The organism is Sporosarcina aquimarina, assembly GCF_023715615.1.
GTDB classification, from domain to species: domain Bacteria; phylum Bacillota; class Bacilli; order Bacillales_A; family Planococcaceae; genus Sporosarcina; species Sporosarcina aquimarina_A.
On record NZ_JAMBOM010000004.1, the window covers coordinates 191,384 to 212,374 of the forward strand.

Annotated in this window: 26 protein-coding genes; 23 read left to right on the forward strand and 3 right to left on the reverse strand. The window is 36.8% G+C overall.

The features are described 5' to 3' along the window. The first annotated feature begins 15 nt into the window (after positions 1 to 15). The 9 genes from purM (at position 16) to M3197_RS12395 (ending at position 8,331) form a co-directional block, all read left to right on the forward strand. Positions 16 to 1,050: a phosphoribosylformylglycinamidine cyclo-ligase gene (gene purM / locus M3197_RS12350; RefSeq protein ID WP_251661879.1), complete on the forward strand. Its 1,035-nt coding sequence runs from the start codon at positions 16 to 18 to the stop codon at positions 1,048 to 1,050. Then, complete coding sequence (purN, locus tag M3197_RS12355) at positions 1,047 to 1,634, forward strand: phosphoribosylglycinamide formyltransferase (protein ID WP_251661880.1); 588 nt, start codon at positions 1,047 to 1,049, stop codon at positions 1,632 to 1,634. Before purM ends, purN begins: the two co-directional genes overlap by 4 nt. Before the next feature lie 72 nt (positions 1,635 to 1,706). Further along, complete coding sequence (purH, locus tag M3197_RS12360; protein ID WP_251661881.1) at positions 1,707 to 3,239, forward strand: bifunctional phosphoribosylaminoimidazolecarboxamide formyltransferase/IMP cyclohydrolase; 1,533 nt, start codon at positions 1,707 to 1,709, stop codon at positions 3,237 to 3,239. Positions 3,240 to 3,292: 53 nt separating this feature from the next. Beyond that, a complete protein-coding gene (gene purD / locus M3197_RS12365; protein WP_251661882.1) occupies positions 3,293 to 4,564 on the forward strand; it encodes a phosphoribosylamine--glycine ligase in 1,272 nt (423 codons plus the stop codon). Positions 4,565 to 4,879: 315 nt separating this feature from the next. Beyond that, positions 4,880 to 5,170, forward strand: a complete 291-nt coding sequence (locus M3197_RS12370) for a hypothetical protein (protein ID WP_251661883.1) — start codon at positions 4,880 to 4,882, stop codon at positions 5,168 to 5,170. A 416-nt stretch (positions 5,171 to 5,586) separates the two neighbouring features. Then, positions 5,587 to 5,931, forward strand: a complete 345-nt coding sequence (locus M3197_RS12375; RefSeq protein WP_251661885.1) for a hypothetical protein — start codon at positions 5,587 to 5,589, stop codon at positions 5,929 to 5,931. Between the two features lie 341 nt (positions 5,932 to 6,272). Then, positions 6,273 to 6,440: a hypothetical protein gene (locus tag M3197_RS12380; RefSeq protein WP_251661886.1), complete on the forward strand. Its 168-nt coding sequence runs from the start codon at positions 6,273 to 6,275 to the stop codon at positions 6,438 to 6,440. A gap of 575 nt (positions 6,441 to 7,015) precedes the next feature. After that, entirely contained in the window at positions 7,016 to 7,507 is a 492-nt protein-coding gene (locus M3197_RS12390) for a hypothetical protein (protein ID WP_251661887.1), read from the forward strand. Between the two features lie 263 nt (positions 7,508 to 7,770). Further along, positions 7,771 to 8,331 (forward strand): cysteine hydrolase family protein, encoded by a 561-nt coding sequence (locus M3197_RS12395; RefSeq protein WP_251661889.1) that lies wholly within the window; start codon positions 7,771 to 7,773, stop codon positions 8,329 to 8,331. 188 nt (positions 8,332 to 8,519) lie between these two features. On the opposite strand, the gene M3197_RS12400 is transcribed toward M3197_RS12395, so the two are convergent. Together M3197_RS12400 and M3197_RS12405 are read right to left on the reverse strand one after the other, a co-directional pair. Further along, on the reverse strand, positions 8,520 to 8,729 hold the full coding sequence (locus tag M3197_RS12400) for a hypothetical protein (RefSeq protein WP_251661890.1): 210 nt from the start codon (positions 8,727 to 8,729) through the stop codon (positions 8,520 to 8,522). 26 nt (positions 8,730 to 8,755) lie between these two features. Next, positions 8,756 to 9,229: a hypothetical protein gene (locus M3197_RS12405; protein WP_251661891.1), complete on the reverse strand. Its 474-nt coding sequence runs from the start codon at positions 9,227 to 9,229 to the stop codon at positions 8,756 to 8,758. Between the two features lie 452 nt (positions 9,230 to 9,681). Here M3197_RS12405 and M3197_RS12410 point away from each other — a divergent pair, with 452 nt between their 5' ends. From M3197_RS12410 to M3197_RS12450, 9 genes are all read left to right on the forward strand, one after another. Next, positions 9,682 to 10,227, forward strand: coding sequence for an aspartyl-tRNA synthetase (locus M3197_RS12410; protein ID WP_251661892.1), 546 nt, complete (start codon positions 9,682 to 9,684; stop codon positions 10,225 to 10,227). A gap of 302 nt (positions 10,228 to 10,529) precedes the next feature. Next, positions 10,530 to 11,096, forward strand: coding sequence for a 2-phosphoglycerate kinase (locus tag M3197_RS12415; RefSeq protein ID WP_251661894.1), 567 nt, complete (start codon positions 10,530 to 10,532; stop codon positions 11,094 to 11,096). A 45-nt stretch (positions 11,097 to 11,141) separates the two neighbouring features. Next, positions 11,142 to 11,372 (forward strand): hypothetical protein, encoded by a 231-nt coding sequence (locus tag M3197_RS12420; protein WP_251661925.1) that lies wholly within the window; start codon positions 11,142 to 11,144, stop codon positions 11,370 to 11,372. 109 nt (positions 11,373 to 11,481) lie between these two features. Continuing rightward, positions 11,482 to 11,883: a hypothetical protein gene (locus tag M3197_RS12425; RefSeq protein ID WP_251661895.1), complete on the forward strand. Its 402-nt coding sequence runs from the start codon at positions 11,482 to 11,484 to the stop codon at positions 11,881 to 11,883. A gap of 146 nt (positions 11,884 to 12,029) precedes the next feature. Continuing rightward, a complete protein-coding gene (locus M3197_RS12430; RefSeq protein WP_251661896.1) occupies positions 12,030 to 12,233 on the forward strand; it encodes a hypothetical protein in 204 nt (67 codons plus the stop codon). A gap of 375 nt (positions 12,234 to 12,608) precedes the next feature. Then, the gene (locus M3197_RS12435) at positions 12,609 to 13,367 is read left to right on the forward strand and encodes a class I SAM-dependent methyltransferase (RefSeq protein ID WP_251661897.1); all 759 of its coding nucleotides are present in this window, start codon (positions 12,609 to 12,611) and stop codon (positions 13,365 to 13,367) included. 287 nt (positions 13,368 to 13,654) lie between these two features. Beyond that, on the forward strand, positions 13,655 to 14,134 hold the full coding sequence (locus M3197_RS12440) for a phosphoribosylanthranilate isomerase (RefSeq protein WP_349774130.1): 480 nt from the start codon (positions 13,655 to 13,657) through the stop codon (positions 14,132 to 14,134). A gap of 123 nt (positions 14,135 to 14,257) precedes the next feature. Beyond that, entirely contained in the window at positions 14,258 to 14,740 is a 483-nt protein-coding gene (locus M3197_RS12445) for a GNAT family N-acetyltransferase (protein WP_251661898.1), read from the forward strand. Positions 14,741 to 14,842: 102 nt separating this feature from the next. Then, entirely contained in the window at positions 14,843 to 15,664 is an 822-nt protein-coding gene (locus tag M3197_RS12450; protein ID WP_251661899.1) for a helix-turn-helix transcriptional regulator, read from the forward strand. Here the strand turns inward: M3197_RS12450 and M3197_RS12455 are convergent. After that, a complete protein-coding gene (locus M3197_RS12455; RefSeq protein ID WP_251661900.1) occupies positions 15,605 to 16,849 on the reverse strand; it encodes an MFS transporter in 1,245 nt (414 codons plus the stop codon). The genes M3197_RS12450 and M3197_RS12455 overlap by 60 nt on opposite strands. 302 nt (positions 16,850 to 17,151) lie before the next feature. Between M3197_RS12455 and M3197_RS12460 the strand changes: the two genes are divergently transcribed. From M3197_RS12460 to M3197_RS12475, 5 genes are all read left to right on the forward strand, one after another. Further along, the gene (locus tag M3197_RS12460) at positions 17,152 to 17,928 is read left to right on the forward strand and encodes an alpha/beta fold hydrolase (protein ID WP_251661902.1); all 777 of its coding nucleotides are present in this window, start codon (positions 17,152 to 17,154) and stop codon (positions 17,926 to 17,928) included. A gap of 150 nt (positions 17,929 to 18,078) precedes the next feature. Next, positions 18,079 to 18,855: a hypothetical protein gene (locus M3197_RS12465; protein WP_251661904.1), complete on the forward strand. Its 777-nt coding sequence runs from the start codon at positions 18,079 to 18,081 to the stop codon at positions 18,853 to 18,855. 135 nt (positions 18,856 to 18,990) lie between these two features. Then, positions 18,991 to 19,683 (forward strand): aspartate/glutamate racemase family protein, encoded by a 693-nt coding sequence (locus M3197_RS12470; protein ID WP_251661906.1) that lies wholly within the window; start codon positions 18,991 to 18,993, stop codon positions 19,681 to 19,683. A 162-nt stretch (positions 19,684 to 19,845) separates the two neighbouring features. Then, positions 19,846 to 20,124 (forward strand): DUF6199 family natural product biosynthesis protein, encoded by a 279-nt coding sequence (locus tag M3197_RS17535; protein WP_490723209.1) that lies wholly within the window; start codon positions 19,846 to 19,848, stop codon positions 20,122 to 20,124. 425 nt (positions 20,125 to 20,549) lie between these two features. Next, entirely contained in the window at positions 20,550 to 20,834 is a 285-nt protein-coding gene (locus M3197_RS12475; protein WP_251661907.1) for a hypothetical protein, read from the forward strand. Positions 20,835 to 20,991 lie beyond the last annotated feature (157 nt).

Below are 20,991 nucleotides of genomic sequence, written 5' to 3' on the forward strand. Positions count from 1 at the left end.
AGGAGACCTCAATTCATGTCAAATGCATACAAATCGGCGGGAGTAGATATAGAAGCAGGTTACGAAGCTGTCTCGCGCATGAAAAAACATGTACAGAAAACGATGCGGCCGCAAGTAATAAGTGGACTTGGTGGTTTCGGTGGGATGTTTGATCTATCCCAGCTAAACCTACGCGAACCGGTACTTGTCTCAGGTACAGATGGAGTAGGAACAAAGCTTTTGCTTGCGATGATGATGGACCAACACGAGAGTATCGGCATCGACTGTGTAGCTATGTGTGTGAACGATATTATCGTACAAGGTGCAGAACCCCTGTATTTTTTAGACTACATTGCTTGTGGAAAAGCAGATCCCGAAAAGATTGAAAGTATCGTAAAAGGTGTCTCGGATGGTTGTGTCCTAGCAGGTTGTGCATTAATCGGGGGCGAGACGGCTGAAATGCCTGGACTGTATAGCGAGGAAGAGTATGACATAGCAGGTTTTACAGTAGGTGCTTGTGAAAAACAGGATTTGATAACTGGGGAAAACATTCAAGCAGGCGACTGCATTATAGGATTGGCTTCAAGTGGCATTCACAGTAACGGATATTCACTCGTCCGCAAAATTTTGTTAGAAGAAGCAGCAATGAATCTATCTGAATTCATTCCTGAACTTGGGTGTGACCTCGGAGAAGAACTCTTAAAGCCTACGAAGATTTACGTAAAGTCTATTTTAACTGCATTGAAAGAGTATGAAATCAAGGGAATGGCACATATCACAGGTGGTGGTTTCATTGAAAACCTCCCTAGAATGATGCCAGGAGATTTAGGTATGGAAATCCAGTCTGGTGCTTGGAAAATTCATCCTATATTTAGTCTTATAGAAGAGACTGGGAATATCCCACGAGAGGATATGTACAATATCTTTAATATGGGGATAGGAATGGCGCTTGTTGTTGAAGAGGAAATAGCCAGTGAACTCGTTGCTTTTTTTAATAAGCACGGCGAAAGAGCCTATCGAATTGGGAAAGTTGTCGATCAACCTGGTGTCTCGTTAATAGGTGAATCATGAAGAGAATTGCCGTATTTGCATCAGGGAGCGGCAGTAACTTCCAAGCTTTAGTGGAAGCCGTAAATGCAGGCACACTCGATGCAAATATTCGGTTGCTAGTCTGTGACCAACCATCTGCAGCTGTTTTGCTAAGAGCTCAACAAGCTAGGATCGATAGTTTTTGCAGTTCTCCAAAAGATTTCGCTGACAAAACAGCGTTTGAAATGGAAATTGTCCAGCAGCTAAAATCACGGGATGTTGAATTCATCGTTTTGGCAGGATATATGCGACTAATTGGGACTACGATTCTACAGGAATATCCCGAGTCGATTGTGAACATTCATCCTTCCTTATTGCCAGCATTTCCAGGGAAAGATGCTATTGGGCAGGCATTGGATGCTGGTGCTCAAGTAAGTGGGTTGACCATACATTATGTCGATTCAGGTATGGATACAGGTCCTATTATTGCTCAAACCGAAATTCAGATACATTCAAATGATTCAAGAGATGATGTACAAAAACGAATTCAACAGGCAGAGCATATCTGCTACGCAAAAGTACTTCAGGAGCTGTTCACAAAAGAAACTACAAATGCTTCTCCTTGAATTCTTGGGAAAGTATTTTAATCATTAAAGGCTAGATGACATACTCGCGCATATATAGGGAGGAAAAGTCGAATGAAACGTGCATTGCTTAGTGTTTCCGATAAAACAGGTATTGTTGAGTTTGCGAAGGGTCTAAAAGAGTTAGGATTTGAAATCGTGTCTACTGGAGGGACCAAAAAAACACTCGCTGAAAATGGAATTGAAGTGATCGGGATTGAGGAAGTAACGAAATTCCCTGAAATTATGGATGGCAGAGTGAAAACATTGCATCCTAACGTCCATGGGGGATTATTGGCAAGAAGAAATGATGACTCACATCTTGCTCAATTAGCAGAGCATCATATTCAGCCAATCGATTTAGTGTGCGTTAATTTATATCCGTTCCAGCATACAATCGCAAAACCTGACGTTACTCCCGAAGAAGCCATTGAAAACATCGATATTGGCGGTCCGACAATGCTTCGTTCTGCTGCGAAAAACCACGAATTCGTGACGGTGGTTGTAGATCCGTCAGATTATGACATCGTGCTCGCTCAGTTTTCGGAAAACGGCGAAGTCTCTGGGCAGAAGAAACGCCAGCTTGCAGCAAAAGTATTCCGTCATACAGCTGCCTATGATGCAGTCATCTCCGAGTATATGACTTCGCTTGCAGAAGAAGAGAACCCTGAAAGTGTAACGCTTACGTATAATTTAAAACAATCTCTTCGTTACGGGGAAAACCCCCATCAGAACGCTTCGTTTTATCAAAAACCATTAGGCTCTACGTTTTCTGTAGCCTATGGCACGCAATTACATGGTAAGGAGTTATCTTACAACAATATCAATGATGCAGACGCAGCATTACTCATAGTCCGTGACTTTGAACAACCAGCGGCAGTTGCAGTAAAGCATATGAACCCATGTGGAGTAGGTGTCGGTAAAACACTTGTTGAAGCATTCAGAAAAGCTTACGAAGCAGACTCAACTTCGATTTTCGGAGGAATCATTGCGTTGAATCGCGAGGTAGATTTAAAAACGTCAATGATGCTAAAAGATATCTTCTTAGAAATCATTATTGCACCTTCATTTACAAAGGATGCATTAGAAGTTTTAACAGCTAAAAAGAATATTCGATTGTTGACTGTCGATTTTAAAGGAGAACGTAAAAACGAGCAAAAAGTGACGTCGATCCAAGGTGGATTACTTATTCAGGATTTAGACACGTACGGGTTCAATCAGGCAACGATTTCCATCCCGACAAAGCGCGAACCTTCTGAAGAAGAGTGGGCTGCATTAAAGTTAGGTTGGAAAGTTGTGAAACATGTGAAATCCAATGCAATTGTCGTTAGCGGAAAGCAGATGACATTTGGAATTGGCGCAGGACAAATGAACCGCGTCGGTGCAGCAAATATCGCGCTCGCGCAAGCTGGTGACAAGGCAACTGGTGCTGCACTCGCATCCGATGCATTTTTCCCAATGGATGACACAGTCGAAGCGGCAGCCAAAGCTGGGATTACTGCGATTATCCAGCCAGGCGGATCTGTCCGTGATGAGGATTCCATTAAAAAAGCAGACGAATACGGTATTGCAATGGTCTTTACAGGCGTTCGCCATTTTAAACACTAAGTTTTGAATGCTAGAACAACGTACATATTTTCATTAAACCTAGAGGTGATTCCATGAACGTATTAGTGATTGGCAGAGGCGGTCGCGAGCATGCGCTGGCGAAGAAATGTTCGATGAGTAAAGGTGTCCAAACTGTTTTTGTTGCTCCAGGTAATCCTGGAATGGAAGATGTGGCTGAACTAGTTCCGATTCCAGAAGATAATCATTACGAACTCATTGCTTTCGCAAAAGAAAATAATGTTTCTTTAACGATCATAGGACCAGAAACGCCATTGGTCAATGGCATTGTCGACGATTTCAAAGCAGCAGGACTGCAAGTATTCGGTCCTGACAGACGGGCTGCCATTATTGAAGGCAGTAAAACCTTCGCAAAAGAGTTAATGAAGACGTATAGAATTCCTACCGCTACGTATGAAACTTTTACAGATTTTGAATCAGCTATAAATTTTTTAGATGAAGTCGACGTTCCGATTGTGATAAAAGCAGATGGGCTTGCTGCTGGTAAGGGTGTAGTCGTTGCCCATACGAAAGAAGAAGCAGTAAAAGCACTTCAAGAAATGCTCTTGCAATCGAAGTTCGGTACAGCTTCAGCATCCGTTATCATGGAGGAATTTTTGGAAGGTGAAGAGTTCTCATTAATGGCATTCGTGAATGGAAAGAATGTCTATCCGATGGTAATTTCTCAAGACCATAAGCGGGCATTTGATGGAGACACTGGTCCAAATACAGGTGGAATGGGTGCATATTCTCCAGTGCCACAAATTCCTAAACAAGTTATTTCTGATGCCATCGAACTAATCTTAGAACCTGCTGCGTATGCGATGGTAGCAGAAGATCGTTATTTTACTGGTGTTCTCTATGCGGGAGTAATCGTGACTCAGAAAGGACCGAAAGTGATTGAATTCAATGCGCGTTTTGGTGATCCAGAAACCCAAGTCGTATTGCCTCGATTGAAAAACGATTTGGTTGAAACGTTGCTCGCTGTTCTCGAACGCCAGCCTTACGAACTAGAATGGGACGAAGCATCGGTAATGGGCGTAGTGGTTGCAGCTGACGGTTATCCAGGGGAATACGTCACAGGAACTCCGTTAATCGGTTTGGATACGATAGCCGAGGATGTAGATATTTACCACGCAGGTACTTCGAGGAATGAAAATGGGGACTATGTAACAAATGGTGGTCGTGTTTTGCTTGCAACTGCAAAGGGAAAAGATCTTCTTGAAGCGCGCGAGTTGGTTTATCAGGAGTTAGAGAAGATTAATAGAAAGGGCGTATTTTGGAGAAGTGATATTGGACATCGTGCTATTAAGTATGATTTTACGTGAGAATTTTAATACGTGATTGTGATCTTATAAATATTACGTGTAAAGAAAGAGAGTTTCAAATCTCAGCCCCATTAGTCATCATGAAAACCCACACCTATTTTACTAGATGTGGGTTTTTGTCATTGTTCCTACGATAGAAAAATGTTTTAGAAACAAGTAGCTTGGCACTTTCGGATATTTGACATACCATTAAACAAATTCTGATAATTCACTTGAAGTTTGGTATAATATAGTAGATTGGATAAATTCATAAATTCCACAATCTGTTCAAATTGTTAAGCTGAAAATCATTATTTAAACATTGGAGGAAAAATTATGAAAAAGGCTTTAGCGTTATTCATTATCCTTTTCACATTAATACTTGCCTCCTGTGGTGGAGAGTCGATTGCCTCGTCGTTAGTGGTGATTGAAAAAGGTGATTCAAGCGACAATAAAGAACATTGGATTAAGGCATATGATCCGAACAATCACAACAAAGAAGAAGCGTTTAAGATAGTGATACAAGAAAAGATGGTTTGGAACCTTATTGAGAAAGATATAGAGTATTTCGCCAGGTATTCAAAAAACGGAGATCATCCTTCGGTTTTAGAAGACATTCAGTATTAGTAGTTGGAGGGATTGTTTAGTACACTTCCCACCCAACAATGGGTGTCTTTGGTGAATTACTTATGTAGAATTTAGGAGGTCACACTCTTGCGAAGTAAACGTAGATTAGGATTGCTTTCATTTATTAGTTTAATTGTAGGACTTATTTTTCTTTGTCTTTTTATTTTCCAAGGCAAGTTTTTCATTACAATGCCACTTGGACTTATCCTTCTAATACTCTCATTCGTATTGTCCTTGTTCAGCAGAAAAGACAAATTCGGGAGAGTATCACTTTACGCTTTCCCAATAATTTTAGTCATTTATTTATTGTTCTTCATAGTCATGTTTTTATTTTGGAATACACCATAATACAATTTCGCAAACGGGGGCGATTGCTTTATAAGTGATTTCGTTTATATCGCAATCGGGGCATTCTGTTGGAGAATATTGAGATTGTAAATGATCGGGGTGAAGATTTAATGAAGAACAATTCTTACAATATTGTCGTTCATATCGTCAATGTGATCCTTTTAGGATTTATCTGTCTTTTTTGGCTTTTTCCTAGTGTTAGCCCAGCCGAAAATGACCCCATCGAAAAGTTGTCTCAAATCGGTATGTTTATTTTTATGTTTATCCTGTGGGCAGCTAATTATTGGTTCCAATACAAATCCAAGAAGAAAAAATGGTATCTGCCATTAGTTGGAACCGTCCTCTACGTTGCCATCGTTTCGTTTTTTTTACTGCTTGTTTTTCCCTTTATATACAACTTGTTAATTAGATAATCGATTCCATAATATAGCCATTTCTTTGAATTGAACAAGAAAGGAGTTTTATAAATTGTTTAATCATTTTTAGAATAAACGTTTTTTTACTTATTGCTCCATATTTTATTATGAGCTTCTTGTTATACGTTTATTTACCTGTTAGTTATAAATTCCATTTTTGGTCTTGGGCATTGCCTTGTGAGTGACTTATTTTACTTGGAAAGTTTTTGGTGGCAAGAAAAGGAAAACGGACTACTAAATAAAGATGATAAGTTATCGGGCGCGATTGCGTTATAAGTGCTTTCGTCTATTTAACAATCTGCCCATTATCAGTAGATAAAAAGGGAGGCTATAGTTATATGGCACATCCATATGAAATATTTGAAGGAACTCCTTTATGGGACATAATTGATAAAGGAATTAATGACCTTGTAGAAAATAATGACATTGAAGAAACGGCTCAAAGAGAATATATAATTGGTTATCTTTGCAAGTTAATAAATCAATTAGAAATAAAAAATGAGTAGTCCACGGGGGCAGTTGCCCTTCTAACTTGCCAGATTATCTAAGTTTAGGGGGGAATTCAAATTAAAAAGTTTTATGTAGCGTCTAGCTTTAAGAATATTGATTTAGTTCGCCATGTAAGCACGAGATTAGTAGATAAGGGATTTATTAATACGTATGATTGGACTAAGAACGAAGGAGCTTCAACCATTGCAGATTTGAAGGAAATCGGATTTCAAGAAAAAAAACGCGGTTTTAGATGCCGATTTTGTTATAGTTTTATTGCCAGCTGGATAAGGAAGTCATATTGAATTTGGAATTGCACTCGGTCAAGGAAAAGAAGTATATCTTCATTCACCAAATGACGATCTAAACAATCTTGAAACAACCAGCACATTTTATCATTTATCAAATGTCAAAAAGAGTAATGGAACAATTGATGAATTGATAGACACCGTCACAAGAAACCAAACAACGTTCAACTAATATGTGCATTTTTGTAACACGACTATGTCGCAATAGGACGATTTAATAGAACAAGCTTTTTTGAACTAATCTGCTAACTGAAGAAGCCATATTGGCCAAATTGGAGGTTGAAATGAAAAAATTCCGTGGCAAGAGACGATATTTTCGTAATCTTTGGAGAGAAGTTGAAGAAGGTTACATTCATTTGCAATTTGATAATGATGCTTGGTTTGACTTTTGGCACGTACACTTAGATTTTTTTGGTCTTGGAGATTACAGTAACAAGATAAGAAAAGAGCATATAAAGGCACAAATAACCTTATATAAAAACCTATTAAAAAGGCTAAAAATATTTAAAAAACCTTATCAATCTTGGATTTATTTAGACCTCAAGGATGCTTGTATGGATGCCGTTTTTATTCATACTCCAAACCCTAATGACGATAATTTCCCCGTAAGATTGGAAAACGTAAATTGGAATCCTAATATTCCCATCTCTTTCAAGGGTTTAATAGATCTTTGCGAATTCAATGTGGGATACGATACTGCTTTTGAGTTCGGTGGCGGCTATTTAATCCAATCAAAGCATCAAGGGGTTCAACTACATACAAACGATAGTCAGTAAACGGGCGCAATTCTTGAATAGGGATCTTCGCCCGGTATTAATGAATAGGGTCATTATCTAACATGTAAGTTGTTACATTGGACTCCAGATGGAACGCTTTCAGAGGGTGTTGAGCCTCCTCGGTCGCTAAAATCTTGCGTTCTGTGGGCGCTCATCCCTTCAGAGTCGTCTGTCTTCAGCTCCTAGTAACGGAGAGTAGGAATAATGAAGGATACATTCAAGTAACGGGCAAGATTATCGGGGAAAAATATAGGAGTGATCATATGGTTGGAATAAAAAAGGCATTAATTATAGTTGATGTACAGAAGGCTTTTGAGAACCAAAAGTGGGGTGAACGTAATAATCTCAACGCGGAAGAAAATATCAGTCGCATTCTAAAATTATGGAGGAAGAAGGACTGGTTGGTGATACATATAAAACACACCTCCGATAATCCTAGCTCATTATTTTATCCGAAGAATGAAGGCTATGCCATTAAAGAAATAGTAGAACCTATTGGTGAAGAAGTAGTCATTGAAAAGAAAGTAAACAGTAGTTTTATTGGTACAAATTTAGAAGACTTTTTAAGAGTAAACGAAATATCACAAGTTGTTATTACTGGTTTGACAACGCCACATTGTGTATCAACGACTACAAGAATGAGTGGAAATTTAGGTTTTGAAACATATCTGATTTCTGATGCAACAGCTGCTTTCGGCTTGAGTGATCAAAATAATATATATTATGATGCTGAAACTATACACAATGTATCTTTAGCTACAATAAATGATGAATTTGCTACAGTACTTACAACAGATCAATTGATTAATGATTTTCTAGTCTAACTTTATTAATGGACCAATTCTTGCATAAGAACGAGTGCCCTTTTTACATATAAGGGACATTAAATTGAAGAAAAGATGAGTCCCGGCTTTCCTTTCTATAAAAGTGTTTCACTAAACTAAAATAAGAAAAACCGGGCAAAGCCGCCTGGTTTTTCTAGCAGTAGATTCAATTTGTGGAAAATGCACATTTATTTGTTATTCTCTAAAATACTGCGAATTTTATTTGAATAGGTTCCGTCTAAAGAATCATATGTATATTTGAAATTGGACATACTGGATTTTTTCGGAATCCCCATGTCAACCCATTGCCGGTCAAGCTTTGCAAGAATAAACCGGGAGTCTGCTTCATCATTATCATCTTCATTGAAAATAATTGGGCTTACTCCGTTATCTCCCAAATCAATTTTTGTACTACCATCTAATTCTATGATGTAATAAAAATCACCTTTCGAGGGACCAAAGAATTGTTTTTTCCATAAATTCCTGTGGTAATTTTAGTAATATTATTGAAATTGTATTGCTTTCCTTGAGGTACTAGGAAAGAATGGTTAATAATTTTATTTTTAGTAACAACCGCTACATCCGTGACAATAGCATAAAACAACATAATGTTAACTATGCAGAAAATGGGAAATACTATTCTTCGATGTTTTTTTATGAATCCAGAAAACCATTTTCTTAAATCTTTATTAAAAAGAAGGAAAAGTGCAAACATTAGGTAAAGCTCATATATATAAATAAACTTTGATGCAGGAGATTTAAAAATCAACAAAAGTGAACTATCAAGAACAAATAATTTTTCTTTGATAAATGAAATAAATGCCATAATAGCTAGGAATAAAATTAGCACAGTAATTATACCGAATACCCCAAATACGATTGATTTTAACGCTTTCATCAATACAGCCCCCAGCTTGTCCAGTTGTTTAATAAGGTATTGCCTTTAATATTATAGTGTAAATTATGGATTTTGTAGATGGTTATTATTTACAGATATAATTAAAATATAAAACCTCTATTTATACAAAACGGGTGCTTTAGTAAAATTTTTGGAGAAGTCATTTTAGACTCCATTGCATTTTCCATATTCACAAAAGGGCGCATTTCTTGCATACCACGCTAAGTTGATTGGATTGCAAGACAGCTACTCTGGGAGGGTCAGTGTGTGCCTTGAGACCGTGGACGGAGTGTAACGGAGGTAGCGGCTCAAGCCTCGCCCTCCGGAACGCGTCCGTCTGGAACGGAAATCAACGGCGTTACACAGTTCCAGAATCGGGGCGATTGCTTATAGGTAATCGCTCTATATCGCAGTCTGGCCATTTTATTTGTAGTAGAAAGGAGAGTGAATTAATGAAAAGGTGGTTACTAACTGCCCTTTTAGTATCAGTAATTTTAGCTATTATTTGGTTACTATCTGAAAAACCAAATTCATACTCTGAACCTCAAGAAGCATTATTTGAAATTGATAATGATTTGTCCTTAATACCTGGATACAAGTTAAATGACAAAGCACTTTTCTTTTTTATAAAAAACGAGGAAAACTTAGGTGCTGTTTATGTTCAAAAAAGAATGTTTGGATGGAAAGCAGATACGCTGACTTGGAGTCCAATGGCCAGTGAGAGAAATTATGATAGTGATAGTCTGAATGGATTCCAAGGACAGGGTGAGAATTTAATCTATGGTTTAATCAAGCAAGGCGATGATCGAATTGTTCAAGTCAATGAAGAACAAGCCACTATACTAAATTTAGCGATGTTGCCTCAAGATGAGATAGAAAGGTTTCGATTAGAAGGTTTGTTTATCTGGTATCTTGAAAGCGAAGAACCATTAACTGGTGGAGAAATCAGATTAATGGATAAGAATACTGACGAAGAATTAGATACCTCTGATTTTTAATATAAACATGAAGGAATACACAACAATCGGGCGCAATTCTTGCATACCACGCTAAATTGATTGGAGTGCAAGACAGAGACTTCTGGAGGATCAACGTGCCTTGAGACCCTGGATGGAGAGTAGCGAAGGAAACGGCTCAAGGCACACTCTCCGGAACGCGTCCGTCTGGAACGGAAATCAACGGCGTTACACAGTTCCAGAGTTAGGGCGGTTGCTTAATAGTCGATCGCTCTATATCGCAATCGGGCGAGTTAGTGTAATTATCAATGATAAATTAAGGAATCATCAGAGCGGAGGAATCTATGATTATTTTAATAAGTGCCGTAGGAAGTACTGGTAAAACTATGATGGCTCAAAATTTGCTAGAAAGATACGGTATTCCTTATCTCTCAATAGATCATTTGAAAATGGGATTGTACAGAGGCGATAAGAATTGTGAATTCACACCACTAGATAATACTGAAGTCATTGGAGATTATCTTTGGCCAATATTGAAAGGGGTGATTATGACAAATATCGAGAATGAACAACATATAATTATTGAAGGATGCTATATATTACCTCATTATCTGAAGGATTTTGATATCAATTATTCGAAGAAAATCATTTCAGTATTCCTAGGTTTTTCTTCGAATTATATACAAGAAAATTTCGAGGCGAGAATAGTGAGATATAGGAATGCTGTTGAACTACGTAGTTGTCCAGAAGAGAGAACGATAAAAGAATTAATAACTGAACATAAAGAATTTAAAGAATACTGTTTACGCTCAGGTGTTAAGTATTTCGAAATCAAGAACGACTATGAAAAAGAAATATTGGAAGTCTATGACTATATAAATGCAGAAATACAAATAATTGATTTAACGTAATAATAATATTAACAATTTAAAGCTATTCTGTTAAAGGAGAAATTCTTGAAAAAGGATGTTGCCGTTGAAGGGCCATTCAGTAAAAGAGAGGTTTCGTATATGAATAACAAGTGGTACGGGGTATATGCCATCATACTAGGTATTGTATCTTTTTTTACAGGTGAAATTGTCACTTTCATAATGCTTGGTTTTATATTAATAGCTTTAATTAACATCAACACCACTTTGAGAGTGAATTTCAAAAAAGACAATGACCAGATAGAGAAAGACGAATAAATTGTTTTCAAAATTCTTTAATACGTTCAGTTAAAGGGCGCACTTGAAGGACATTGTTTTTCCAGAGGCGGGCAAAATCATCGATAACTAAAAATCGTGAGGGGTTTTAATGAATAAAGAAATTGAAGAAATAATTGTCAAAACATTTTTTGTTAAAAGAATTCAGCAAAGAGTTCTGTTTGAACTCTTTTCACCGCATAAACGCTATGATGCTTTTGGAAGACGAAACGATTTCATTCGTACAGAGTTAATGTTTGAAATACCTAAACCAAATTCAGATCCTGAAGAGATTGAGAAGTTGTTAAAAAAACAGGGAGCTGGAAATATGTGCTATGTAATGACATCTGCAGAAAGTGATGTTGATGGAGAAGAATTATCACTAACAAAAGCTTTAGAGGAATTAATTTGGTCAGGACTTCCGTTTATTATTTCTTGTATACCAACTAAACTGGCTTTCTATCAAGGTGAACAGGCGTATGGTCCTCCTCAAAGGTTTATTTTGAAAAGATAATAGCAGTAGTTCTTGTCAAATTAACTGGGGATTGCTTCATATGTAATCCCACCAATATCGCAGTCGGCCAAGATTAAGAAATGAATAGACTAGTCAAATTGTAGGGGGGGTTTGTTTGGGAAAGTATTTTAAATTACGAAGACTTATTGGAAATATTAGATGATGAAATTCGAGAACCTAAACAGTTTTGGGAAGACTTTTATGAAGATAGAACAATACACATCCCCTTCTTTAAGGTAAAAGAACCCGATGAGTATTTAGTTGAATGGATTTCGCCTAAAAAGGTTCTGGAACTAGGAGCTGGACCTGGAAAAAAATCTATTTATATGGTTAAGCAAGGGAGTAAGTAAGTGTATTAAATCTTTCAAAAAAAAGCGATAGAATGGGTGAAAGAGAGAGCAGATGAAAAAGGAGTAACTCTTGATTTTCATTACGTGTTCTTATAAGGTTTCGAATTTGAGCCGAATTCGTACAATTGTTTTTACGATTGCACGATGTTCCGTCACTTTGCGCCACATCGTCGTTTAACGTAACTAGAGATAATAAAATAACTCTTAAAAAAGACGGATATTTCGGAATTGTTTGCTTCAATACAGTCGGTTATTTAGATATTCCTGATTGGGATGTCTACAAAGATAAAATTTTTAAGGGCGGTATAGGTTATTCTGAAGAAAGATTACTTGTTGCATCAAATGAGATAGGTTAAAGGAAGAAGGGATTTATTAGTGAATTTATTTGGTAATGTAGCTAAAGATTTTAGCAAATATCGCGGTGGATACCCGAAAAAATTTTATGAAAAACTTCAGAGAGAATACAATATAACTCCTCCAAATCAAAAGGGGTTAGATATTGCTACCTCGAATGGTATGGTGGCTACAGACTTAGCAAACGAAGGTTGCTATGTTACTGGTTTAGACAACTCTCCTGAGCTATTAATTGAGGCAGAAAAAAAGAATAGTGATAAGTTGAAGATTGAGTATGTTCTTGGTGATGTCACAAATTTACCTTTTGATAACGAGATCTTTGACTTCGTTACAGCAGTTCATTGTTGGGAGGTCTTGCCAATGGAGCAAGCCAGTAGCGAAGCCTTACGAGTCTTAAAAGGTGGTGGGAAATTTGTTGTTGCCCAATTTGCCCAACTTCCGATAGGGAATAATATAGTATCTAGAACAGAAAACCTTGTTGCTGAACATAATTTTAACTATATTCCTCAAAATAACTTTGGCTTTTATCCACAATGGATAGAGGAAATTTACGAAGTTGGTTTTTCACATATTGAAACCTTTACATTCGATGTATTAACTACACTTACTCAAGATGAATGGAGAGGTCGAATGAGAACTTCTACGGAAATAGGTGGTAGTTTATCTAAGGAGGAGATTGTGTTATTTGATAAGGAGTTAGATATTCTTTTGAAAGGTAGCTTTGCAGGAGATGTTCTGGAAATACCTCACCGGATGTTCGCTATTGTTTGTGAAAAGTAACGTTGAATAAAAAAATAGAAAATATAACTATTTTATAAAGTTTAAATAATGTTGAAAATTAAAAACAAATAAACATGAACCCAGGTTTAACAAAAGATATGTTTTCAATCCTCAACAAGACCATCTTAGATTAAATAGTTGTCACTGCTTAAGATAAAAAAGTCTATACCATAATTGGGGGCAATTCTAGAATAAGAATTGTGCGCCTAAATAGCCATTAAGTTGAAAAACGACCACCCAAAAAACAGTCAAAAGAATTGTTAACTAAACAAATGAGGTAGAAAGAAATGGGCGATCATAAATTCCTTGAACTCTTAAAAATAGCGAAAAAATTAAATGAAGTTCAAATCACACCATTACTGATGGGTTCAGTTGGATTAGAGATTGTCACAAATAGTAGTTGGGATGCTCAAGATTTAGATATCCATGTACCTGGTGACGAAAGAGGTTGGGAAGTACCTGCAGAAAAGTCCATTTTTGATTGGGATCGTATTGTGGGAATTATGAAGTCTCTTGAATATTTTTTGGTAGACTTACATGAACATGAATTTTTAAAAAATGGTTTATCAGTCGAGTTTGGTATTATTGATACCTTACCATCTTTTGCAGGAGTATCACTGGAGGATCTAGAAATACATCAAGTCGAAGATACTAAGTTTTACATGTTAACACCTAGCAATTTTTACGTGTATATGAGGCTTCGTATAAGAACAGTTATCGTGCTGAAAACAATAATCATAAGGACAGTTGTAAAATCAAATATTTAAAAGCGAAAGCATGATTTCCATAATCGGCAGCAGTTTTGGTAGAAGGACTGCTCTTCAAATAAGCGGAATTGAGAAAAATGATTATACTCAAGACACAAAATATTGATACTAGGAGCTGTTTTTGTGAACATTTTAAGTGAGACAGTAAAATTAGACAAATATAAGCCCAAGTTTTTAAAAGCATTAATGGAATTTAAGCTACCTACGGAAAAGGCACAATATACTGCTCTTCCAGCTGTCATACTTGAGAAGTTAACTGATAATCAATACCCAGTTGTAATTTTAAGTAATGATGAACCGGTTGGATTTTTCTTGTTACAATCAACTGATAGGGTAAGGGAGTTTACGGATAATCCAAGGGCATTATTGTTAACTGCACTATCAATAGATAATTCTAAGCAGGGAAAAGGATTTGCTAAAGAGGCAATGAAGTTAATAAAACAATTTGTTAATCAAGAACTCCCTGAATACAATGAAATTATATTAGCTGTTAATCATAAAAATATACCAGCACAAAATTTATATAAAAGGGTTGGATTCAGTGACACGGGGAAAAGAAAAATAGGCAAGATAGGAGAACAGTTTATTTTCAATACATATATTTAATGCAGTTGAACTCGTTTAAATATACTGCAATAGAGGCAGTTTCCTATAGGCGCTTTTAATTTGTCTAATTTCCTTTTGATAATAGTAGAAAGGGTGTAACCGATGACTATTTTACTGGAGGCGTCTAATTGTTTGTTGTTATCTACTGATCAAAAAAAATCGGAAAGTAACTGGAGAAACGACCCTTGTTATAAATTCTTGTTTTCTCTAAGAGGTTCAATGAACTACCAAAGCAGACGAAACGATCTATCATTTACGGAAAATGAGTTTATGGTATTCAATCCAAACGATGAACATCGACAGCTTGCCGTAGAAAATCACAAATTTTTGATAGAACTGGATTCGACATTCCTCAACGAAGCGACTGCAGCCGTATCAGTCATTCGAGAAGATTTATTTTTTGCTCAAACAATCCAAAAAAGTCCACTCGTTGCGCAATGGGTTCAGTTTGTTCAGCAGTACATGCTGCTGGAAGGACAAGAAAGAAATCGGTCATCTGAAGTATTTTTAGAACATTGCTTTGCTCAACTCAGTCTATTACTGGTCAAGACAATCATTGGAAATCACAGTTCTGATTTAATCACCGAACCGTTTCGCTCAACGCAGCCTGCACTTTTTCACGTAATGGAGACGTTGAAAAATGATTATCAACATGCTTGGAGTTTAGAGGAAATGGCAGCGCTCTTGGATATCAGTAAATTTCAGTTTGCACATCTTTTTAAAGAAAAAATCGGCGTTTCTCCTTATTCTTGGCTTCAGCTCTATCGACTGATCAGGAGCCAAGATTTACTTTTACATACTGGACGAACGATTACCGATATCGCCATTAGTTGTGGATTTTCTTCTATTGGCGTTTATAATCAATTATTTAAACGCCTGTACGGATTTCCTCCGAGCTTTTTCCGACAAAGAAATTCGAATTAAATAAAAGACGGCGCAAACGACCATCATACTGCCGCAGATCACAAAGATTGCCCCAATCTTGATGTAAGTAGCTAAGGCACCAAACAGCAACATGGAGAGAACGTTAGATCCATATAGAATGACCGCATTAAAACTAAATGCCCGACCCAACTTTTGAGTTGGAACCAACGTTTGTATCAAATAAACACGCGTCAGACTGCTAATCGGCAGTCCGACTGCCGCAATCAAAACTCCAAGAAAGTAGAGAGGTAGATTTGTGGCGAAACCCAATACGAAAATCCCTAGTCCCCATACAATTGAGCCAGATAAGTAAATAATGAATGTTAACCTTTTCCAAAAGAAAGGAATCATCACATTGACGAGAATGACACCTGCTCCGTACCATCCCAATAAAAGACTATAGAATTCTTCGCCTTGGCTCGGATAGTTTTGTAGAAGAATCAAAAGCAAACCGACCTGCCACACCCAGGTGTTGAAAAAGACCATCAAAAATGTTGCAGCAAACACATTTTTAATCGTACCTTCGCCTCTGATCCACTGAAAGAAAGACACAATCGATTGAAAGACTCCTTGATTGCTCTCTCCTGCTGTATTTTCTTCATTGATCGGTTCAACCCAATGAATTTTAAAGATGAAAAACGTACTTAAAATGTATGTAAGTGCATCGACCGAATAAAAATGGATGGTGTTTCCGGAACTCAATAGAACGATGCTGAAAACAGGAGTAAGTACCTGAATGCCTCTTGTGACGGTATCCAGCAGGCTATTGACTGTTGTACGGTCATCTACAGGTGTAACAAGGGGCAAAATAGCCCGATACGTTGGATTATAGAAGCAACCCAGACTCTGAATGATGAAACTCACAACTAATAAATGCCAGAAAGCTAAATTCTCTAGTTGGTAGAGGACAACCAGGGAAAGAATGATCGGAACACGAATAAGATCAATCCATACCAATAACCTTTTTTTATTGATACGGTCCGCAAAGGAACCACCGATTAACCCAAAAAGTAGATAGGGGACGGCCTGTGAAATGGCAATAACTGTGGTAAGACTCGCCGTTTGCGTCAGTTCATAGGAGATAAACAGAAAGGCCAGTCCCGCAAGGACATTCCCTAATTGCGAAACGCCAGCGCCAGCCAAATAATAGAGAACACTTTTATTTTTCAATGCATTCCGATACATCGTAATCACCTCATGTATAGGATACGCTGCATTTTTTTGCTCATCTATCTGAATCTTGCTGTTTTCTATGACAATATTCAGGAAGTTTATTGGAGACAGCGTTTTACTTTCAAAATTGTTTAGATATGAATGAACATAAAGCAGTTATTTAGTTAACTAATGGTGTATGTTGGATAATAGGGGGACCCAGTTAAACCGGCTTGTACGAAGAATCAATTGTTGGACTGTCGGTGTGCCACAAAAGTGCCAGATTGTTGGAAAACAAAATAATAAATAATATTCGCTAAAGGGGAGATAGACATTTGACAATTAACTTTAATTTGTACGGAGATACCGATAAACCTTTACTTGTCTTCTTGCATGGTGGAGGTGTAAGTAGTTGGATGTGGGATGACCAGATAAAACATTTTAAAAATTATAAATGCCTGGTTCCTGATCTACCGGGACATGGGAAAAGTAACGGTGGTTATAATTTTTCTATTAGAGATACTGCTAAACAAATATTAACAATTATTGAAGAACACAAAGCTGATCAACAGGTTACTGTGATAGGATTTTCATTGGGAGCTCAAGTTTTAATTTCAATGTTAAGTGAAAATAATAATCTAATTGATAAAGCCGTCATTATAAGTGCTTCAACTAAGCCACTCCCTCTTTCTAAAATTACTGCAAAAATAACGACTTGGATGCTTCCACTAGCTAGAATCAAAGCCTTCTCAAAAATACAAGCGAAATATATGTACTTAAATGACCGATACTTTAACGATTATTATCAAGAAACGAAATGTATTTCAAAAGAAACCTTTTTCAAGGTGATGTGTGAAAATATGTCATTTTCATTGCCAAAAGGATTTAAAAAAACTAATAGCAGAATTTTAGTGCTGATTGGAAAAAAAGAGAATTTAATTATTAAAAGCTCGCTAGCAAATATTATAGAAAGTAATAAAAATTGTTCGGGAATTGTAATACCAGGTGTAGGTCATGGTATATCTCTGCATAGCCCCAAGTATTTTAATGAACTAGTAGAAAACTGGATAGAGAACGAAAAAATCCCTAATGATTTAAAATGCACTATTTAATAATAGACGTCATCACCACACATCAATGTGCGACAATAGGGCGCTTTAGCTGAATAAAAGTTGTTCAAGAAAGGGCAACATAGACGAAGAAGGCGTTTGCCATTCCTAAGCGAATTAATTAAGATAACATCGTTTTTTGGGGGAAATATAGTGGAGAATAACGAACTTTTAAAAAATGTAAATGCTTTGATACAAATGCACTCAGATGGACTTTTAGGCGGAGAAATAATGCCCGAGGATGTATTGGTTGATGTAGTTAAAGAAAATGAACTAATGGATGTTTTAACACTTGCCATGTCCTTAAATTATCAGAGAAATTCTTATTCGTTGTGGGAGTCCGTTGTTTACGCATATCAAGATCCACAAACGAAGTGGATATTTAATCCTATTCTTGTTGTAAACAAAAATACAGACGAACTTCGTGAAGCGTTATTACTACATCGTGTCGGACTACAACCGAATCGGCATCCTGAAATTTGGCAACGTGTTGCCAAAGGGATTGTAAAATCATCGGAACAAGGAAATGTGCAGGGATTAATTGAGTCTGTTCAATTCGACATTTCACCCTTGAAAGAGATAATGCAAGTATCAAGAAAGCCAGAATTCCCATACCTTTCTGGTCCAAAGATATTTAATTATTGGTTATATGTTTTGGAAAGCTATACACAAGTTTCCTGGAGATCGCGGGAACTAATTACTATTGCTCCAGATACGCATATTCTAAAAGCCACTGTGAAATTGGGATTATGTTCAGAAGATGTACTTAATGGTGGAGTAGATGACCGAATAACTGTTGCATCTGCTTGGGGAAAAGCTCTTGAAGGAAGCGAATTAGCACCGATTGATGTACATACTCCGCTATGGTTATGGAGTCGGGCTGGGTTTCCTAAAATATCTTATTCAACAAAAGGTCCTTTTACGGCATAAGGGAGTGCCGTTAACGGGAGCGATTCTAGAATAAAGAATCTGTGCTTATTCAGTAATCGGGCCATTTCAAGGTATAGTTTTTTGACAAAGCAAGATAATTTATCTTGAATAGAAAATAAAAGGTGGGAATCGAATATGAAAATAATTGGTCTGATCGGTGGTATGAGTTGGGAGTCATCAGCGGAATATTACAGAATTATAAACGAAGAAGTTAAGAGAAGATTGGGAGGATTACACTCAGCAAAATGTCTATTATACAGTGTTGATTTTGAAGAAATTGAACGTTTTCAGACTCAAGGTGAATGGGAAAACGCTGGTGAAAAATTGGGTGAGGCAGCTAGTTCACTAGAAAAAGCTGGAGCAGAATTTATTCTTATATGTACGAATACTATGCATAAGGTTGTAGATGCCGTACAATCAAAAATTAATATTCCTATATTACATATCGCTGATGCTACGGCAGAACAAATTAACAAACAAGAGATAACAAATATAGGATTGCTAGGTACTAGATACACGATGGAACAGGAATTTTATAAATCCCGTATTGAATCTAAGGGAATAAATGTTATTGTACCTGACATGGAAGAAAGAGAGATTGTTAACAAAATCATTTTTGATGAATTATGTCTTGGTAAGATTCATCAAGAATCAAGAGATTATTATAAAAGTGTTATACAAAACCTGATAGTTTCTGGAGCCCAAGGGATTATACTAGGCTGTACAGAAATTGGACTATTAATAAAACCAGATGATTCTAAGGTTCCTCTATTTGATACAACCTATATACACGCTCTGGAAGCAGTAAACTTATCTTTAAAAAAGTAGGGAAATCATTATATTATATAGCTTTATATTGTCCAGGAATCAGGTGCTTTAGCTGAATAAAATGTGTTCAAGCATCGGGCCATTTAATCGTGTTAATGAAGACTTGTAATTAAAAAATTCTATTTAGAAGTTTCGGATAAATAATTTCGATAGCTTGAAGAGGTGTTAATAATATTATTTATTTCCATAACATTTTCAATACCTGTTTATGGGTTTTGCATTTGGAGTCTTTATGAACCAAAAGAGAGTTTTTTCTTTTTAGACCGTTGGAGATATAACGAGGTTCCTGAGTTGTCTGATATTCAAATTAAATTGATCAGAATAGGGAGCATAATTATTATGATCCTATGGACTATATTACTTATTAGTATCGCAATTGACCGCTTTATACCTGACGAACCATTACCAGATATTCATGTAATGAGTGCGGTTGTTTCATAAGATTTATGCTTCAATCGGGCGCTATTCTTGCATATCACGCTAAGTTGATTGGAGTACAAGACGGCGACTCCGGGAGGATCAGCGTGTGCCTTGAGACCTTGGACGGAGTGTAGCGAAGGAAGCTGCTCAAGCCACGCCCTCCGGAACGCGTCTGTCTGGAACGGAAAGAAATGACACTACACAGTTACAGAATCATGTGCGATTGTAGGACAACGGTTTACCAGAAGCGGTCAAATTACCGATAACAAAAATTCTAAGGGATTTTAATGAATAAAGAAATTAAAGAACTGGATCATCTGCAAAAGGAGCATTTGTTGACTTAGAAATATACTTCAATCGGACAAATTTATTGCAATTATGAAACTATTTATTAGATTTTTCCGTCTTAATTTATATGAATTTTCAGTGCGAACGGAGGTATAGTAATGTGGGTACTATTTGGACTTATCGCAATAATAGCAACTTCTATAAATCTTTATATGTACGGAAAAGGCAAGGATTATCAATTGGCAATGGCAATGGGATTATCCTTTACAGCCCTAACCATTGTTGCAGATTACAGTATGGTGTCCGATTGGGTACAAGTGGAAGATTGGTCTGCTTTGTTAGATGTAGTGCCTAGTATGGCGAAAGTATTTTGGCTTTTGACGATTATATCTATACTATTAAATATAACTCCTATACTTTTAGAGCACAAAAACAAAAAATAATTGCTTCAGAATAATGGAGTTCTGAGTAGTAATATTGAATAAAAAAGAGGAACCTTCGTCGGGTTCCTCTTTCTTTCATGTAGGTTGGTTCATCTAGTGAATAAAAATGATAAACTAGATAGAGTAGCGCAAAAAGTCAAGTCAATTAGAAATAGTG

What these genes read in the sequence shown, in the direction of transcription:
- purM (WP_251661879.1), top strand. Translation starts at nt 16, where the DNA reads ATGTCAAATGCATACAAATCGGCGGGAGTAGATATAGAAGCAGGTTAC.
- purN (WP_251661880.1), top strand. Translation starts at nt 1,047, where the DNA reads ATGAAGAGAATTGCCGTATTTGCATCAGGGAGCGGCAGTAACTTCCAA.
- purH (WP_251661881.1), top strand. Translation starts at nt 1,707, where the DNA reads ATGAAACGTGCATTGCTTAGTGTTTCCGATAAAACAGGTATTGTTGAG.
- purD (WP_251661882.1), top strand. Translation starts at nt 3,293, where the DNA reads ATGAACGTATTAGTGATTGGCAGAGGCGGTCGCGAGCATGCGCTGGCG.
- M3197_RS12370 (WP_251661883.1), top strand. Translation starts at nt 4,880, where the DNA reads ATGAAAAAGGCTTTAGCGTTATTCATTATCCTTTTCACATTAATACTT.
- M3197_RS12380 (WP_251661886.1), top strand. Translation starts at nt 6,273, where the DNA reads ATGGCACATCCATATGAAATATTTGAAGGAACTCCTTTATGGGACATA.
- M3197_RS12390 (WP_251661887.1), top strand. Translation starts at nt 7,016, where the DNA reads ATGAAAAAATTCCGTGGCAAGAGACGATATTTTCGTAATCTTTGGAGA.
- M3197_RS12395 (WP_251661889.1), top strand. Translation starts at nt 7,771, where the DNA reads ATGGTTGGAATAAAAAAGGCATTAATTATAGTTGATGTACAGAAGGCT.
- M3197_RS12405 (WP_251661891.1), bottom strand. Translation starts at nt 9,229, where the DNA reads ATGAAAGCGTTAAAATCAATCGTATTTGGGGTATTCGGTATAATTACT.
- M3197_RS12410 (WP_251661892.1), top strand. Translation starts at nt 9,682, where the DNA reads ATGAAAAGGTGGTTACTAACTGCCCTTTTAGTATCAGTAATTTTAGCT.
- M3197_RS12415 (WP_251661894.1), top strand. Translation starts at nt 10,530, where the DNA reads ATGATTATTTTAATAAGTGCCGTAGGAAGTACTGGTAAAACTATGATG.
- M3197_RS12425 (WP_251661895.1), top strand. Translation starts at nt 11,482, where the DNA reads ATGAATAAAGAAATTGAAGAAATAATTGTCAAAACATTTTTTGTTAAA.
- M3197_RS12440 (WP_349774130.1), top strand. Translation starts at nt 13,655, where the DNA reads ATGGGCGATCATAAATTCCTTGAACTCTTAAAAATAGCGAAAAAATTA.
- M3197_RS12450 (WP_251661899.1), top strand. Translation starts at nt 14,843, where the DNA reads ATGACTATTTTACTGGAGGCGTCTAATTGTTTGTTGTTATCTACTGAT.
- M3197_RS12455 (WP_251661900.1), bottom strand. Translation starts at nt 16,849, where the DNA reads ATGTATCGGAATGCATTGAAAAATAAAAGTGTTCTCTATTATTTGGCT.
- M3197_RS12470 (WP_251661906.1), top strand. Translation starts at nt 18,991, where the DNA reads ATGAAAATAATTGGTCTGATCGGTGGTATGAGTTGGGAGTCATCAGCG.
- M3197_RS12475 (WP_251661907.1), top strand. Translation starts at nt 20,550, where the DNA reads ATGTGGGTACTATTTGGACTTATCGCAATAATAGCAACTTCTATAAAT.